Annotated in this window: 16 protein-coding genes; 8 read left to right on the top strand and 8 right to left on the bottom strand. The window is 54.2% G+C overall.

Going from position 1 to position 14,610, the window contains the following annotated elements; genetic code table 11:
* Positions 1-16 precede the first annotated feature (16 nt).
* The 8 genes from INP77_RS11550 (at position 17) to INP77_RS11515 (ending at position 5,827) form a co-directional block, all read left to right on the top strand.
* Complete coding sequence (locus INP77_RS11550; protein WP_194749210.1) at positions 17-853, top strand: Tim44 domain-containing protein; 837 nt, start codon at positions 17-19, stop codon at positions 851-853.
* A 130-nt stretch (positions 854-983) separates the two neighbouring features.
* Entirely contained in the window at positions 984-1,868 is an 885-nt protein-coding gene (argB, locus tag INP77_RS11545; RefSeq protein WP_194749209.1) for an acetylglutamate kinase, read from the top strand.
* A gap of 33 nt (positions 1,869-1,901) precedes the next feature.
* Complete coding sequence (locus INP77_RS11540) at positions 1,902-2,519, top strand: glutathione S-transferase family protein (RefSeq protein WP_194749208.1); 618 nt, start codon at positions 1,902-1,904, stop codon at positions 2,517-2,519.
* 15 nt (positions 2,520-2,534) lie between these two features.
* The gene (locus INP77_RS11535; protein ID WP_194749207.1) at positions 2,535-3,200 is read left to right on the top strand and encodes a pyrimidine 5'-nucleotidase; all 666 of its coding nucleotides are present in this window, start codon (positions 2,535-2,537) and stop codon (positions 3,198-3,200) included.
* 58 nt (positions 3,201-3,258) lie between these two features.
* Entirely contained in the window at positions 3,259-3,852 is a 594-nt protein-coding gene (slmA, locus tag INP77_RS11530) for a nucleoid occlusion factor SlmA (RefSeq protein WP_194749206.1), read from the top strand.
* Positions 3,853-3,874: 22 nt separating this feature from the next.
* On the top strand, positions 3,875-4,099 hold the full coding sequence (locus INP77_RS11525; protein WP_194749205.1) for a DUF2788 domain-containing protein: 225 nt from the start codon (positions 3,875-3,877) through the stop codon (positions 4,097-4,099).
* A gap of 71 nt (positions 4,100-4,170) precedes the next feature.
* On the top strand, positions 4,171-4,818 hold the full coding sequence (locus tag INP77_RS11520) for an SGNH/GDSL hydrolase family protein (protein WP_194749204.1): 648 nt from the start codon (positions 4,171-4,173) through the stop codon (positions 4,816-4,818).
* 67 nt (positions 4,819-4,885) lie between these two features.
* Positions 4,886-5,827: a sensor domain-containing diguanylate cyclase gene (locus INP77_RS11515; RefSeq protein ID WP_194749203.1), complete on the top strand. Its 942-nt coding sequence runs from the start codon at positions 4,886-4,888 to the stop codon at positions 5,825-5,827.
* Between the two features lie 22 nt (positions 5,828-5,849).
* On the opposite strand, the gene INP77_RS11510 is transcribed toward INP77_RS11515, so the two are convergent.
* The 8 genes from INP77_RS11510 to INP77_RS11475 all read right to left on the bottom strand — a co-directional run bounded on the left by INP77_RS11510 (position 5,850) and on the right by INP77_RS11475 (position 14,599).
* A complete protein-coding gene (locus INP77_RS11510) occupies positions 5,850-7,067 on the bottom strand; it encodes a multifunctional CCA addition/repair protein (RefSeq protein WP_194749202.1) in 1,218 nt (405 codons plus the stop codon).
* A gap of 21 nt (positions 7,068-7,088) precedes the next feature.
* Complete coding sequence (locus INP77_RS11505; protein WP_194749201.1) at positions 7,089-8,048, bottom strand: complex I NDUFA9 subunit family protein; 960 nt, start codon at positions 8,046-8,048, stop codon at positions 7,089-7,091.
* A 68-nt stretch (positions 8,049-8,116) separates the two neighbouring features.
* Positions 8,117-10,096, bottom strand: coding sequence for a transglycosylase SLT domain-containing protein (locus INP77_RS11500; protein ID WP_194749200.1), 1,980 nt, complete (start codon positions 10,094-10,096; stop codon positions 8,117-8,119).
* Between the two features lie 32 nt (positions 10,097-10,128).
* Complete coding sequence (locus INP77_RS11495; RefSeq protein ID WP_194749199.1) at positions 10,129-10,311, bottom strand: hypothetical protein; 183 nt, start codon at positions 10,309-10,311, stop codon at positions 10,129-10,131.
* Positions 10,312-10,332: 21 nt separating this feature from the next.
* Positions 10,333-11,268 (bottom strand): UDP-3-O-acyl-N-acetylglucosamine deacetylase, encoded by a 936-nt coding sequence (lpxC, locus tag INP77_RS11490; protein WP_194749198.1) that lies wholly within the window; start codon positions 11,266-11,268, stop codon positions 10,333-10,335.
* A 107-nt stretch (positions 11,269-11,375) separates the two neighbouring features.
* Complete coding sequence (gene ftsZ / locus INP77_RS11485; protein ID WP_194749197.1) at positions 11,376-12,536, bottom strand: cell division protein FtsZ; 1,161 nt, start codon at positions 12,534-12,536, stop codon at positions 11,376-11,378.
* Positions 12,537-12,619: 83 nt separating this feature from the next.
* Entirely contained in the window at positions 12,620-13,858 is a 1,239-nt protein-coding gene (ftsA, locus tag INP77_RS11480; RefSeq protein WP_194749196.1) for a cell division protein FtsA, read from the bottom strand.
* 36 nt (positions 13,859-13,894) lie between these two features.
* Positions 13,895-14,599 (bottom strand): cell division protein FtsQ/DivIB, encoded by a 705-nt coding sequence (locus INP77_RS11475; protein WP_194749195.1) that lies wholly within the window; start codon positions 14,597-14,599, stop codon positions 13,895-13,897.
* Between the last annotated feature and the right edge of the window lie 11 nt (positions 14,600-14,610).

Genomic DNA, 14,610 nt, shown 5'->3' with positions numbered 1-14,610 from the left:
GAAACAAAAGGAAAACATGAAACAGTTTTGGAAGCTATTGATGGTGTTGATGGTCTGCATGAGTTTGTTCTCTGGTGTGGCAGAAGCCAAGCGATTGGGCGGTGGCGGCAGTTTTGGTAAAAATCGGCCTGCGCCTGCCAAACAAATGCAACGTGCGCCTGAAGCGACGCCACAACCAGCCCCTGCGGCTGCACCACGCAACGGGATGAGCAAATGGATGGGGCCATTGGCCGGTCTTGCCATTGGTGCCGGCTTGGCAACCCTGTTTTCACACGGCGGATTAGGCGATTTTGCCAATAATTTCAGCACATTATTGATGGTGGTTGCAGGCTTTGCCTTGCTGATGTTTTTAGTGCGTCGCTACAAAAATGTGCAAGCCTCGCCGCCGCAATACGCCGGCGCAGGCGCACCGTACGCCCCCGCCGGATTTCAATCTGAATCCGCATACAACGCCAGCGCTGCATCCACAATAAAAGCTGATATTCCTGCCGATTTTCCGGTGGATAGTTTTTTACGTGGTGCCAAAGCTTCATTTATTCGTCTGCAAGCCGCCAACGACCGCAAAGACATCCAAGACATTCGTGAATACACCACCCCTGAGGTCTATGCTGAAATCAGCCTGCAATTGCAAGAACGCGGCGATGCCCCACAAATAACCGAGGTATTGAATATTGATGCCGAGCTGATTGAGGTGGTCAATGAAGGCGCTTACACCATTGCCAGTGTGCGTTACTCGGGTCAGTTGCGCGAAAACAATGGTGCGATTGAACACATCAATGAAATCTGGCACTTGCAAAAAGCGCTACAGCCAAGCAATGCGCCATGGTTATTGGCAGGGATTCAGCAAGCCTAATCTGGATGATGCATCCAGATTAAGCCACTGGCTACCCTAAATTCGCATGATGTGAAGCGCTGTTTTTTAATCAGCGCTTCACATTTCTGCGGTAAAATTCACGCTGTTTTGAACTCAATACGGACCTCCGATGATGCAACATGCCACTGCCTCGCAAAAGGCAAAAACCCTGTCCGAAGCGCTGCCCTACATCAAACGCTTTTTTGATAAAACCATCGTGATCAAATATGGCGGCAACGCCATGACGGACGACCGCCTCAAAGAATGTTTTGCGCAGGATGTGGTGCTGTTAAAACTGGTGGGCATGAACCCGGTGGTGGTGCATGGCGGCGGCCCGCAAATCAATGAAATGCTGGACAAGCTGGGCAAAAAAGGCGAATTCATTCAGGGCATGCGTGTCACCGACGAAGAAACCATGGACGTGGTGGAAATGGTGTTGGGGGGGCAGGTGAACAAGGAAATCGTGAACCTGATTAACCGTCACGGCGGTAAAGCGGTGGGGTTAACTGGGCAGGATGGTAACTTTATCCATGCGCACAAACTGCTGATGGAAGACCTCAAAGACCCGAGCAAAATGATTGATGTCGGCCAGGTGGGCGAGATTTCCGGCATAGACCCCAGCATCATTACGTTTCTCGATAGCGGTGACTTTATCCCGGTCGTCGCGCCGATTGGCGTAGGCAAGGATGGCGAAACTTATAACATCAATGCCGATGTGGTGGCGGGCAAACTGGCTGAAATCCTTAATGCAGAAAAACTCATTTTGCTGACCAATACGCCAGGCGTGCTGGATAAAAATGGCCAGCTGCTGACCGGCCTGACACCCAAGCAAATCGATGACCTGGTAGAAGATGGCACCCTGAGTGGCGGCATGTTGCCAAAAATCGGTTCTGCGCTAGATGCGGCGCGCAGTGGCGTCAAGTCTGTGCACATCATTGATGGCCGCGTGGAGCATGCCTTGCTGCTGGAAGTGTTGACCGACGAAGGCGTGGGCACGCTGATCAAGGCGAAATAGCCATTCAGCCACGCTCATCAGCAGTGCCCAACCATGGCTGAGATTATTTTATACAGCAACAAACTGTCGCGTGGCCGTGCCGTGCACTGGCTGCTCGAAGAGTTGGGCATTGCGTATCAGGCGGTGTGGCTGGACTTTGGTCCGGCCATGAAAAAAGCAGACTACCTGGCCATCAACCCCATGGGCAAAGTACCTGCCCTCCAGCATGGCGGGGCCGTGGTCACCGAGACGGCTGCGATCCTGACCTATCTGGCAGACACGTTTGCCGACAAGGGCTTGATTCCAGCCGCAGGCACCCCGGAAAGGGCCGCTTTTTACCGCTGGATGTTTTTTATCGCCGGTCCGTTGGAAGCGGCAACCACGGCTGAGTTTCTGGGCTGGCAAGCGCCGGAAAAAACACCTTTGGGTACGCCTTGTCAGGCTTTTCTGGGCTTTGGCTCACTGACACTGACGCTAGATACCCTGGAATCGCATTTACGCCAGCATGCCTATGTGTGTGGCGACGAGTTCACCGCCGCCGATGTCTATCTGGCGACCCATCTTGCGTTTGGCATGCGTTACACCAAAGCCTATCCGCCGCGTGCCGTCTTTGACGACTACTTAAACCGCCTGCTGCACCGCCCGGCCAAATTGCGGGCAGATGCTCTTTAATCTGGCACGGCAGTGATGACGCGCAGGGTGTGGATTTTTGACCTGGACGACACCCTGCACAACGCCTCGTCGCATATCTTCCCGGTGATGAACCGGGCCATGACCCAATATATCCAGGATCACTTGCAACTGGATGAACCAGCCGCCTGCGCCTTGCGCCAGCATTACTGGCAGGTCTATGGCGCCACCCTCAAAGGGCTGATGCGCCACCACGGGGTCAACCCGCATCATTTTCTTGCAGAAACCCATGCCTTTCTGACGGACGAGATGGTGCATACCACCAAACAGCTCAGGCAATTATTGCAGCAACTGCCGGGACGTAAATGCGTCTTCACCAACGCACCGCGTCACTATGCGTTGCGCGTGCTGCAAGTGCTGGGCATTGAGGATTGCTTTTCACTGGTCTTCAGTGTGGAATCCAGTGGCTTTCACGCCAAGCCCAGCGTGCGCGGGTTTCAATTGCTACTACGCCAGCTTAAATGCCGTGCGGCAGATTGCACCTTGTTTGAAGACAGCCTGCCCGCACTGATGACGGCCAAACGGCTGGGGATGCGCACGGTGTGGATCAGCAGCAAGTTACGCAAACCAAACTTTGTGCAATATAGGTTAGCGCATATGTTGGCGCTCACTCACAGTGGCCTGAAAAAAGGGCCGCTTTACATTCCCGCCGCCGGTGAATAAGGTTAAAATACGGGTCAAAATAACCACCTAACGATCAGGCTCAGGCTCCCACATCATTATGGCTACCATCAATAAAGAAGCACGCGCAAACCGTAAACAGCAAATTCTGGAAACCCTGGCAGGCATGCTGCAAACACCACGTGGCGAAAAAGTCACCACGGCAGCCCTGGCTGCCAAACTCGATGTTTCCGAGGCGGCACTTTACCGCCACTTTGCCAACAAGGCCAAAATGTTTGAGGGCCTGATCGAGTTTATTGAAAGCGCGTTGTTTGGTGTCATGAACAAAATCACCACCGACGAAACCGATGGCCTCAAGCAAGTACAGCTGATGCTGCAAACCATGCTCAAGTTTGCCGAGCGCAATCCCGGCATGTCACGGGTGTTGATTGGCGATGCCCTGGTCAATGAAGATGACGCCTTGCAATTACGTATCAACCAATTGCTGGACAGGTTAGAAGCCAGCCTCAAGCAATCGTTGCGCATTGCCGAAGCTCAGGGTCACAAAATCAATGATGCCGGCACGGCGGCCAATACCATGATCAGTTTTGTGCTGGGCCGCTGGCATACTTTTGCCAAAAGCGGATTCAAACGCAAACCGAGCGACAATCTTGAGCAACACTTGGCCCAGCTGATTACGGGCTGCCTGCAATAAGTTTCAACAGAAAGTATCACGGATGGAAACCACTATTTTTGGCATGAATGAAGCCCAACTCACCGAGTTTGGCATGTCCTGGGGCCTCGCGTTCCTCATGCTGTTTATTGTCTTTATTGTGGGCAACCTGGCCTGGAAATCCAAAGCGGGCAAAACCGGCACTTTTGCCTTATTTCTGGCCCTGACGCTGGGGCTGGTCGGATTCCTGGCCAAATTTGCCATTCAGCACTATCTGAATATTCACTAGCTGAATATTCACCTGTTTTATCAAAACCAGCGTCTGCTTTATACTGCATGCTCCCTTGGTGAGGTGAAGCAATGCAGCACATCCTGGTTTACTCAGACTCGTTAAGCTGGGGCATCATCCCCAATACCCGTCAGCGCCTGCCGTTTGAGCAGCGCTGGCCTGGGGTCCTCGAAATCAGCCTGAGTCAAATGCAGCAACGCGTGCGCGTGATTGAAGATTGCCTGAATGGCAGGCGCACGGTGTTCGAAGACCCGTTCAAACCCGGACGCAACGGCCAGCAAGGGTTGGCGCAGCGTATCGAAATCCATTCGCCGCTGGCGCTGGTCATCCTCATGCTGGGCACCAATGACTTTCAGTCCATGCATCCGCACACCGCCTGGCACGCCGCGCAAGGCATGGCCAGCCTGGTCACCACCATACGGCAAGCCCCGATAGAATCAGGCATGCCTGTCCCACAAGTCATGATCGTGGCACCACCACTCATCACTCAACCACAAGGACCGATTGCAGAAAAGTTTGCTGGCGCCGCACAAAAATGCCAGGGACTGGCCACGGCTTACCGCGCAGTCAGCCAGGCGATGGATTGCCTGTTTGTCGATGCAGGGCGCATCGTCACCGCCAGTGAAATAGATGGCGTGCATCTGGATGTAACACAACATCTGCAATTAGGGCAAGCCCTGGCCCATGAAGTGAACGCGTTTCTTGGGCAGCAAGCCTGAATTGGCTATTGCGATCCTGCTGTCCGTCCGCTACCCTTAATCAATTTATCACACCACCGTTTTCGCCATGGATCACGTACTGCCCCCTCAAGATAACGATACTTATAAAACATTGCTGGAATCCACCAAAGCCATTCCATGGAAATTAGACTGGGCCTCCAAACGGTTCACTTATATTGGCCCACAAATTGAGTCCTTACTCGGCTGGACACAGGACAGCTGGCAATCCGCAGGGGACTGGGCCGCACGCATGCACGAGGAAGACCGCGATCGGGTATTCAATTTTTGTATCTCGCAATCACTGCAAGGCCTGGATCATGAAGCCGACTACCGCGCACTGACGGCTGACGGTGGCTTTGTCTGGATACGCGATGTGGTACATGTGATCCGTGCTGCGAACGGCGAGCCCGAGGCACTGATTGGCTTTATGTTTGATATCAGCGAACGCAAACAAACAGAACAACAATTACTGGATTTGCAAAAACAACTTGAAGTGCTGTCCTATCAGGATAGCCTGACTGGCGTCGCCAACCGCCGCATGTTTGACAGCGTGCTGGAAAAAGAATGGCTGGAAGCCAGCCGACATCAGCAGCCCTTGGCACTGATCATGATAGATATCGACTATTTCAAGCAATTCAATGATGCTTACGGGCATCTGAAAGGTGATGAGATACTCAAGCAAGTCTCCAGCCTCTTGTCTCATGCCGGCGTGCGTGCAAATGATTTTTTTGCCAGATTTGGCGGCGAAGAGTTTGCCTGGATCTTACCGGAGACCGATCTTGTTTCCGCAGGCAAGATTGCTGAGCGTTGCCGCCATCTGATTTTCAAGGCACAGATTCCGCATGCCCACTCAGCCGTCAGTCAGCTGCTCACCATCAGTGTGGGGGTGGGCAGTATCATCCCCTCAGCAACAGACCAGATGAATGATTTTTTGGCGGATGTAGACAGACTGATGTATCACGCCAAGCATCAAGGCAGAAACCGGATAGTCTTGCAGGAAGAGGTTTAGACCCTAAACGGTCGCGGACTGGTTAATGCAGATGCATGGCCTGCTGGATGGCCTGTGTTCTGGCTTCCGCCACCGCTTGTTTGATCTGCACAGGTGACTGGCATTGTTTGGCAATCGCACCTGCGTCTACGGTCAAGGCCGCCTGCAATGCGCGGCTCAGGTGCTCGGCATCCTCCAGTGGGCATCGCTCTAATCCCAGCCGGCCTCGGCTGTCACATTCACAGGCCTTGAGAAAATCCTCAAAACGGCTGCGCTGTCTGAATGCGTCCAGCTCCTCTAGAAAATGCAGCAGCGTACTTGCCTTCATTTGCCGCGCCGCATGCAATTTGCCGTGATATTTCGCCACCACCAATGACAGATCCTTGCAATCATTGGGCACTTTCAGGCGGGCCACGACATCCCTAATCAGATCAACGCTGCGCAACTCATGGCCAAGATGGCGCGGCAGCACTTCAGCAGGCGTAGTGCCCTTGCCCAGATCATGGGTCAGTGCCGCAAAGCGTACAGGCAGGCTAAAGGCTTGCGTCGCAGCGTAATCAATCACCATCATGATATGGATGCCGGTATCCACTTCAGGATGATAAGTGGCGGTTTGCGGTACACCCCACAATCGGTCCAGCTCTGGGAAGATGATTTTCAACGCGCCGCAAGCACGCAGCATCTCAAACATGCGGCTCGGTTGGGACTCCATGAGGCCTTTGGCGATCTCTTGCCAGACGCGCTCGGGCACCAGGGCATCCACCTCGCCTGCAGCGACCATCTCGCGCATCAGCACCATGGTTTCAGGTGCCACAGTAAAATCGGTAAATCTGGCTAAAAAACGGGCAGCACGCAGGATTCTGACCGGATCTTCACTAAACGCGGCTGTCACATGCCGCAAGATTCTTTTTTCAATATCTGCCTGGCCACCGAACGGATCAATCAGTTGACCCTCCGCGGTCTGGGCAATGGCATTCATGGTGAAGTCACGGCGAGCGAGATCTTCCTCCAAGGTCACGTCTGGATCGGCGTGAACACTAAAGCCCTTGTAGCCTTTGGCGGTTTTGCGCTCGGTACGCGCCAGCGCGTACTCTTGCTGGGTCTGGGGATGTAAAAAAACCGGGAAATCCTTGCCGACTGCGCGGTAGCCTGCGGCCAGCATTTGTTCGGGGCTGGCACCCACCACCACATAGTCACGGTCTTTGACGGGCAGGCCGAGCAGGCTGTCCCGCACGGCGCCCCCTACCTGGTAAATCTGCATGACAGGCAGCCCTGTACGCAATCAACGTCTGGCGTTGATGACACGCCCAGCGGCCGCGCGGAACTGATCATAAGCCCCCCGCGGATTGTTTTTGACCAGATACCCGGAAATCACGGCGAACATATCCGTCGGGACCACACACAGTTCGTTGGCCATCGGTTGCTGGCACACATTATCGACCTGCATGGATTTGACGTTATCGCGTGAGATCAGCTTGATGGGCAACAGCTGCATAAAGCTGCCTTGCAGCAGGGACATGCGCAGGCTCAAGCCCAGGATGGGGCGCTGCACATGGATGGTTTTCATGACCGCCTCAATGATTTGCTGCAAGGTCATGATGGCGGGGCCACCCAGCTCATAAGTCTTGCCATAGGTCGCAGGCTCATCGACAGCATTCACCATGGCGGCAGCGACGTCTTCCACCCAAATCGGCTGGAACTTGGCATTGGGCATGGCCAGTGCCAGCACGGGAATCCATTGGATCAGCTTGGCAAACAGGTTGATAAAACGGTCACGCGTGCCAAAAATGACTGAAGGCCGGAAGATGGTCACATGCAGTTTTTTGCTGAACGCCATGACGGCACTGTCCCCCGCGGCCTTGCTGCGCAAATATTCACTGGGGGCACTGGCAGAAGCCTGCAGGGCGCTCATATGCAGCAAACGCGGAATCCCCAACGCTTCGCACAATTGCGCGACCTGGCGTGGAAACTGGTGATGCATTTTTTCAAAGGCGTTATCACGGGTTTGATGCAAGATGCCAATCAGGTTGATCACCACATCACTGCCCTGCAATTGCGCCTTGAGGGCGGCGTGATCATGAATATCACACTCAACCACCTGCACATTAGGCAGCAAAATCAAGTGCTTGGCCTGCTCGCGACGCCGCGTCAGCACTTTGACTTGGTAACCGGCCTGATCTAGCCTGGCGACCACACTGCTACCAACAAAACCGCTACCACCCAACACTGTGACTGTCTTCATTTGCTTGTTCCTGATGCGTCTTGCGTTAACTGAGTTCGTATTTGCTTATTGTACCGAAAAACCGCCGCTTACTCTTGCTCTGAAATCGTGATCGTGGTGGTGACCGTGTCAGCCTCTGCCACACTGCGTGCGGGGATCGTCCCCAGACGTTTTTTGAGTGTCACCACCGGCAAGCCCAGACGCGCAGCGTACATATGCGCATTGGCCAGTACTTTTTTCACGTAATTGCGCGTCTCGCTAAACGGGATAGTTTCAGCATAAATTGCGCCTTCGAGCGGCGTAGTGGCCGCCCAGCGCCGTGCACGGCTCGGGCCGGCATTGTAGGCGGCGGTGGCCATCACCTCCTGGCCATTAAACGTATCCAGCGTGTAGCGCATGTAATAAGTGCCCAGATTCACATTGGTTTCGATGTCATGCAGCATGCCATCATGGTAGCTATTCAAGCCGAGTTTTTTGGCGATCCATTTGGCGGTAGCAGGCATCACCTGCATTAAACCACCTGCGCCCACCGATGACTTGGCGTAGTGCATAAACCGACTCTCCTGCCGGATAATGCCATAGACCCAGGCTTCATCAATCTCCCGGCTGCGAGAGGCTTTTTGCAGATAATCGCGGTAGGGCGTGGGGTAACGCAACTCAAAATTATGGGTACGGCTGGTTTTGTCTGCCGCCAGCACCGCCAGGTCAAACCAGCCTTTCAGCATGGCATATTGTGCGGCGACAATGCGTCCGGGATCATCCAGCGCTTCCAGCAGGTACATCCACTCCAGCCTGGCCTCGTAGCGTGCCTCGACGTCAAACAAGGCTTCCATGCGTTTGACTGCCGGCTGCCGTGCAAACTGCCGGACTTCGTCGTCAGCGGGTTGATAAGTGGCCGTCGGTTCACCCAGCATTGGCCCCAACTCTTCAGCGGCCAGCCAGCCATAAAAATGCCGCTCCTGCGAGAGTTTAGCCAACAAGGCATTGGCTTCTGCGGGCGTTCCCTTCATCAGCAGCGCACGTGCTTTCCAGTACCGCCAGGCGGCCTCTTCGGCCAAGACCGGCGGCATGTCAGAGATCACTTTCAGCAGCTGGTTCCAGTCCTGCTGACGCAAAGCGGCCCGTGCATACCATTCCCACTGCTCGTTATTGAGCACAGAGGCAGTCACTTTGTTAAAACTTTGCAAGGCTTCCGGCGCGTGTTTACGTGCCGCCTCCAGTGCGATATAAGCCTGAACCAGTTGCTTTTCTTCAGCATCCAGCAAGCCGTTATATTTTTGATAACTGGCCCGCGCGACCTCGATCTCAGCCTTGGCCTGTCTATGGATGATATACATGTATAACGCCCGGCCATAAGCGCTGCGGTCCTGAATCGTGCCTTTTTTCAGCGCCAACGCCGGGTTTTGCGTGACTTCGTCCAGTTGTTTAAACAGCGCAGCATCTGTTTTGCTGCTGCGTTTGGCCATTGTTTTGGCCAAGCCGGGCTTGTTGGCAAACAGCGCGTCCCGATACAGTGTCAGTAACAACTTCTCGTCGAGTACGCCCACTTGCTGCAAGGCTTCCAGCATGCCCTGACAATCGGGCGGCAGGTCTTTGCCCGCCAGCAACAGTTTCTTGCCGTCCTCGTAGGCATTCGGATCATCCATGGCGATCCCGGCCTGAATCTGGTAACACTGGTTACCCACATCGTTGAGGCTGTAATACATGGGCATTTGCGCACGCATTTCAATAAACTGGTCCCAGAACTGCAAGCGGCCCAGTCGTTTCAACCACAGCTCACGCACACGCTGCGACAGCAAGGATTCATTGTTTTCCTGCAAAAACGCCTGGACCTGGTTGTAAGAGAGTTGATCCAGTGTGAGGATCATCTGCCAGTATTGCAGATAAGGCAGCAACGGCGAGCGCTTTTGCCTGAGCGTATCAGTAGCTTCGGATAATTGGGCGAGGTTTCTGGTTTGATAGGCCTGTTTGGCCTGTGCATAGACCTCGGCGTCGCCAGCGAATGCAGCAGTCGCGAAAATGAACAGCGCGGCAGCCAGTGCCACGAAAATGGGGAATCTAGTCTTCATGCATTAACGATCACGTGATGGCGTGATCAATTTCAAATTCTGGCCAATCGACTGAGGAAAAAGAACAGCAACAACAACAGGATGACCACAAACCCACCGCGCCAGACTGCCTTGAGCCAGCGCCAGTAGCGTGGCTGCCCGGTCTGCCAGCTCAGCAAGCCCAGGATCAGGGTGCTCAACACCAGCACGGCAAACAAGATTCGTATCCACCACATTGTGATCTGCCTGGACGCGGTTTACGCCGGTAACAGCGGCGCCGGACTAAAATAGTCGCGTTGTTTGACAAAGCCAACCGGGGCATGGGCGTCGTTATCAAACGTACAGTATTCCCAGGCGCTTTCATCGGCCAGCAGGGCGCGCAGTAACTGGTTATTCAAGGCGTGGCCCGATTTGAACGCAGTAAACTGTCCGACAATCGGATAGCCCAGAATATACAAGTCGCCAATCGCATCGAGGACTTTGTGTTTGGCGAATTCGTCTTCATAACGCAAGCCACCGCCGTTGAGGACTTTGTATTCATCGAGCACAATCGCGTTGTCAAGGCTGCCGCCTTTGGCGAGCCCATTGGCCCGCAGGTATTCGACCTCATGCATAAACCCGAATGTGCGTGCACGGCTGATCTCGTCCACATAGCTCTGGCTGTCGTAATCAATGGTGACTGTTTTACCAGAAAACTCGAACACGGGATGTGCAAAATCAATGGTAAATTCGGCTTTAAAGCCATGGTGCGGCGTAAATTTTGCCCATTTATCGCCTTCGCTTACTTCTACCGGCTTGAGGATACGCACGAATTTTTTCGGTGCCTCCAACTCAGCCAGTCCGGCCGTTTGCAACAGATAGATAAACGGTCCCGAGCTGCCATCCATGATGGGCACCTCGGCAGCCGTCAGTTCTATCAATACATTGTCTACCCCCAAACCGGCGAGGGCAGACATTAAATGCTCCACGGTAGCCACGCGCGCACCTGAAAACTCTAGGGCGGAGCTCAGGCGAGTGTCATTCACTGCCGTCGGGGCAACCCGCATGGCAGGCGCATCGGGCAAATCGATGCGCTGGAACACCACTCCGTGATCAGCGGGCGCAGGCTTGAGCGTCAGCGTGACTTTTTCACCGCTGTGCAGCCCAACGCCAGTGGCGCTGATCGATTGTTTAAGCGTGCGTTGCTTTAACATGGTTTTCTCTACTGTTAATGATTGGCGACATTATAAGCCAATCGCTGTACTCACTCATGATTCATCTGGCCTTCCCTGTGTTGCACCCGGTTCCGCCAGGGGCATCATTAGTCAGCCTGCTTGCGCAAAAATGCCGGAATATCGTATTCCTCAATCCCGGAGTTCTTCATGGCTTCGACCTGCGCACGACGGCTGTTGCTGGTGAATACGGCTGGCTCGTCTTCTTCAACCGTGTTGAAGATCGGCTGGTTAGTCGTACCATCACGCAGGGTCGTCATCACCTTGAGCTCAGGTTTGGCCTGGCGTTTGCCCACGGAACCATTCAAGCCGGTGGCCACCATGGTCACACGCAGGTTATCGCCCATGCTTTCATCCATCACGTTACCGACGATCACGGTCGCATCTTCTGCGGTGAACTCCTTGATCGTGTTCATCACGTCATAGTATTCACGCATCTTGAAGCTGCCGCTGGCACTGATGTTCACCAGTACGCCACGCGCATTGGCCAGATTCACGTCTTCCAGCAATGGGCTGGCAACCGCTTGTTCTGCGGCAATCCGTGCACGGTTCGGACCGCTGGCTTCTGCAGAGCCCATCATTGCCATGCCCATTTCGGACATCACGGTGCGTACGTCAGCAAAGTCCACGTTCACCAGGCCTGGGCAGTTGATGATTTCAGCGATGCCAGACACGGCATTGTGCAAAACGTCATTGGCTGCACGGTAAGCTTCTACCACGGTCACGTCTTCACCCAGCACGTCCATCAGCTTTTCGTTAGGGATAACGATAAGAGAGTCTACATATTGGGAAAGTTCTTCCAGACCTTCCTGTGCAACTTTGGCACGTTTGCCTTCAAACGCAAAAGGCTTGGTCACCACGGCCACGGTCAGGATGCCCATTTCACGCGCCACTTCTGCAATGATAGGTGCAGCCCCAGTACCAGTCCCGCCACCCATGCCTGCGGTAATAAACAGCATGTCTGCACCATCAATGGTTTCAGCGATACTGTCGCGGTCTTCCAGCGCGGCTTCGCGACCGATTTCCGGTTTGGCACCAGCGCCCAGACCTTTGGTAATGTCAGAACCAATTTGCAGCACGACTTTGGCATGGCTCTTTTTCAAGGCCTGCATATCCGTGTTGGCGCAAATAAACTCAACGCCAGTCACGCTCTTGGTCATCATGTGCTCTACGGCGTTTCCACCGCAACCACCGACCCCAATCACCTTGATCACGGCGCCATCATTCTCTTTGTCAAAAATCTCAATCATACTCACCCTCCATTGCCTATTATTTGAGTGCTTGGTTTGCCCCGCACACTCGCCCTAAAACACATTAAAAAAACAATAAAAACCTAAAAATTGCCGGTAAACCAGCGCTTCATTCGTTCAAACAATCTGCCAAATGACCCGGATTGCAGATCGCCTACCATTTGTTTCTCCACCTGCTGTTTGGCCATCAGCAACAAGCCGATGCCGGTGGCATAGCGTGGATTGCCCACCACTTCTGACAAGCCCTCCACATAGCGCGGCACACCCAGACGCACCGGGGTATGGAAAATCTCTTCGCCCAGCTCGACCATGCCGCGCATTTGTGCCGCGCCGCCAGTAATGACGATGCCGGAAGCAATCATGGATTCCATGCCACTGCGGCGCAGCTCTTGCTGCACAAACTCGTAAATCTCTTCGACGCGGTCCTCAATCACCTCGGTCAATGCCTGACAGGACAACTGGCGTGGCTCACGGCCATCCACCGCAGGTACTTCCACCACTTCGCGTGGGTCGGCCAACTGACGCAAGGCACAGCCATGCTTGACCTTGATCTCTTCTGCCGACTGCGTCGGCGTGCGCAAGGCCACCGCGATATCATTGGTAATCTGGTCACCGGCAATCGGGATCACTGCGGTATGGCGGATCGCGCCATTCTTGAACACCGCCAGGTCTGTGGTACCGCCACCGATATCCACCAGACATACGCCTAGCTCTTTTTCATCATCAGTGAGCACTGACTCACTGGAAGCCAGTGGCTGCAAAATCAGGTCGCTGACTTCCAGGCCGCAGCGCTTGATGCATTTGACGATGTTTTGTGCCGCGGCAATGGCGCCGGTCACAATATGTACCCGCACTTCGAGGCGGATGCCGCTCATGCCCAGCGGTTCGCGCACATCTTCCTGACCGTCGATAATGAATTCCTGGGTCAGGATATGCAGAATCTGCTGGTCTGCCGGCAAGGCAATCGCACGGGCGGTTTCTACTACGCGGTCGATGTCCATCTGCGAGACTTCGCTCTCTTTGATTTTCACCATGCCGTGCGAATTGAGGCTTTTCACGTGGCTGCCCGCAATGCCGGAGTACACGGTATTGATCTTGCAATCCGCCATCAACTCCACTTCTTCAATCGCGCGCTGAATCGCCTGCATGGTGGAGTCAATATTCACCACCACGCCTTTTTTCAAGCCACGGGAAGCATGCTGCCCGACCCCGATCACTTTCAGGGTGCCTTCCGGCAAAATCTCTGCCGCAATCGCAACAATCTTCGAGGTGCCGATATCCAGCCCCACGATCAAATTTTTATCTTCTCTGACTCTACTCATGTGTTTTCCTTGACCTTCTTTCTGGCAATGTGCCGCCTACGCCCCAGGCCGTGGCATGCGCAAGGCAAAGCCATTCGGGTAGCGTAAATCGGCATAACGCCAGTCGCTCTCTGCAATACTTGCTTGCTGACGGTAAGCCGTCACAAACTGTTGCAATCTTTGTTTCGCGGCTTCACGCCCCAGCATCATCTGGCGGCCATCCGCTGTTTTAATTTCCCAGGCACGGCGCGAGGACAGGCTCAGTTGCTGTATCTGTAGCGGTGTGCCTGACAGCATCTGTGCAAAACTGGCATAGCCTTGCGCCACTTCTTTCACGGCATCGCCCGGCCCATAAAAGGTGGGCAATTGCTCATCTGAGGCGGCCTGAAACAGTTCGCCATGCTTGTTAACCAATGCCACACCACCCCAACGACCCAGGGCCTGATGCTCTTCAATCTGTACCACAATAGTGTCTGGCCACTGGCGACGGACGGCCACCTTGCGCGCCCAGGGCAGTTTTTCAAAAGCGGTACGCGTGCGTTGCAAATCCAGCGTATAAAAATTGCCCTTCAGGTATTTGCGCACGATGAGCTGGATCTGCTCATGGTTCACATGATCGAGGTTGCCCTCCACCTGTACCTGCTTGACCGGGAAGATGGGCAAATGCAACACCACAAACAACAAGGCGTACAACAACATCACCACTGCCAGTGAAAACAGCAGGTTGGCGATCCAGTTCAGCAATGTTGGTCTATCCCACATCGTCTCAGTCG

Origin of the sequence: Methylophilus sp. 13 (genome assembly GCF_015354335.1) — a bacterium.
Classification (GTDB): domain Bacteria; phylum Pseudomonadota; class Gammaproteobacteria; order Burkholderiales; family Methylophilaceae; genus Methylophilus; species Methylophilus glucosoxydans.
This window is presented reverse-complemented; position numbering and strand designations above follow the sequence as displayed.

Bases quoted from the DNA above. Each gene is read 5' to 3' on its own strand.
- INP77_RS11550 (WP_194749210.1), top strand. From the start codon at position 17: ATGAAACAGTTTTGGAAGCTATTGATGGTGTTGATGGTCTGCATGAGT.
- argB (WP_194749209.1), top strand. From the start codon at position 984: ATGATGCAACATGCCACTGCCTCGCAAAAGGCAAAAACCCTGTCCGAA.
- INP77_RS11540 (WP_194749208.1), top strand. From the start codon at position 1,902: ATGGCTGAGATTATTTTATACAGCAACAAACTGTCGCGTGGCCGTGCC.
- INP77_RS11535 (WP_194749207.1), top strand. From the start codon at position 2,535: ATGACGCGCAGGGTGTGGATTTTTGACCTGGACGACACCCTGCACAAC.
- slmA (WP_194749206.1), top strand. From the start codon at position 3,259: ATGGCTACCATCAATAAAGAAGCACGCGCAAACCGTAAACAGCAAATT.
- INP77_RS11525 (WP_194749205.1), top strand. From the start codon at position 3,875: ATGGAAACCACTATTTTTGGCATGAATGAAGCCCAACTCACCGAGTTT.
- INP77_RS11520 (WP_194749204.1), top strand. From the start codon at position 4,171: ATGCAGCACATCCTGGTTTACTCAGACTCGTTAAGCTGGGGCATCATC.
- INP77_RS11515 (WP_194749203.1), top strand. From the start codon at position 4,886: ATGGATCACGTACTGCCCCCTCAAGATAACGATACTTATAAAACATTG.
- INP77_RS11510 (WP_194749202.1), bottom strand. From the start codon at position 7,067: ATGCAGATTTACCAGGTAGGGGGCGCCGTGCGGGACAGCCTGCTCGGC.
- INP77_RS11505 (WP_194749201.1), bottom strand. From the start codon at position 8,048: ATGAAGACAGTCACAGTGTTGGGTGGTAGCGGTTTTGTTGGTAGCAGT.
- INP77_RS11500 (WP_194749200.1), bottom strand. From the start codon at position 10,096: ATGAAGACTAGATTCCCCATTTTCGTGGCACTGGCTGCCGCGCTGTTC.
- INP77_RS11495 (WP_194749199.1), bottom strand. From the start codon at position 10,311: ATGTGGTGGATACGAATCTTGTTTGCCGTGCTGGTGTTGAGCACCCTG.
- lpxC (WP_194749198.1), bottom strand. From the start codon at position 11,268: ATGTTAAAGCAACGCACGCTTAAACAATCGATCAGCGCCACTGGCGTT.
- ftsZ (WP_194749197.1), bottom strand. From the start codon at position 12,536: ATGATTGAGATTTTTGACAAAGAGAATGATGGCGCCGTGATCAAGGTG.
- ftsA (WP_194749196.1), bottom strand. From the start codon at position 13,858: ATGAGTAGAGTCAGAGAAGATAAAAATTTGATCGTGGGGCTGGATATC.
- INP77_RS11475 (WP_194749195.1), bottom strand. From the start codon at position 14,599: ATGTGGGATAGACCAACATTGCTGAACTGGATCGCCAACCTGCTGTTT.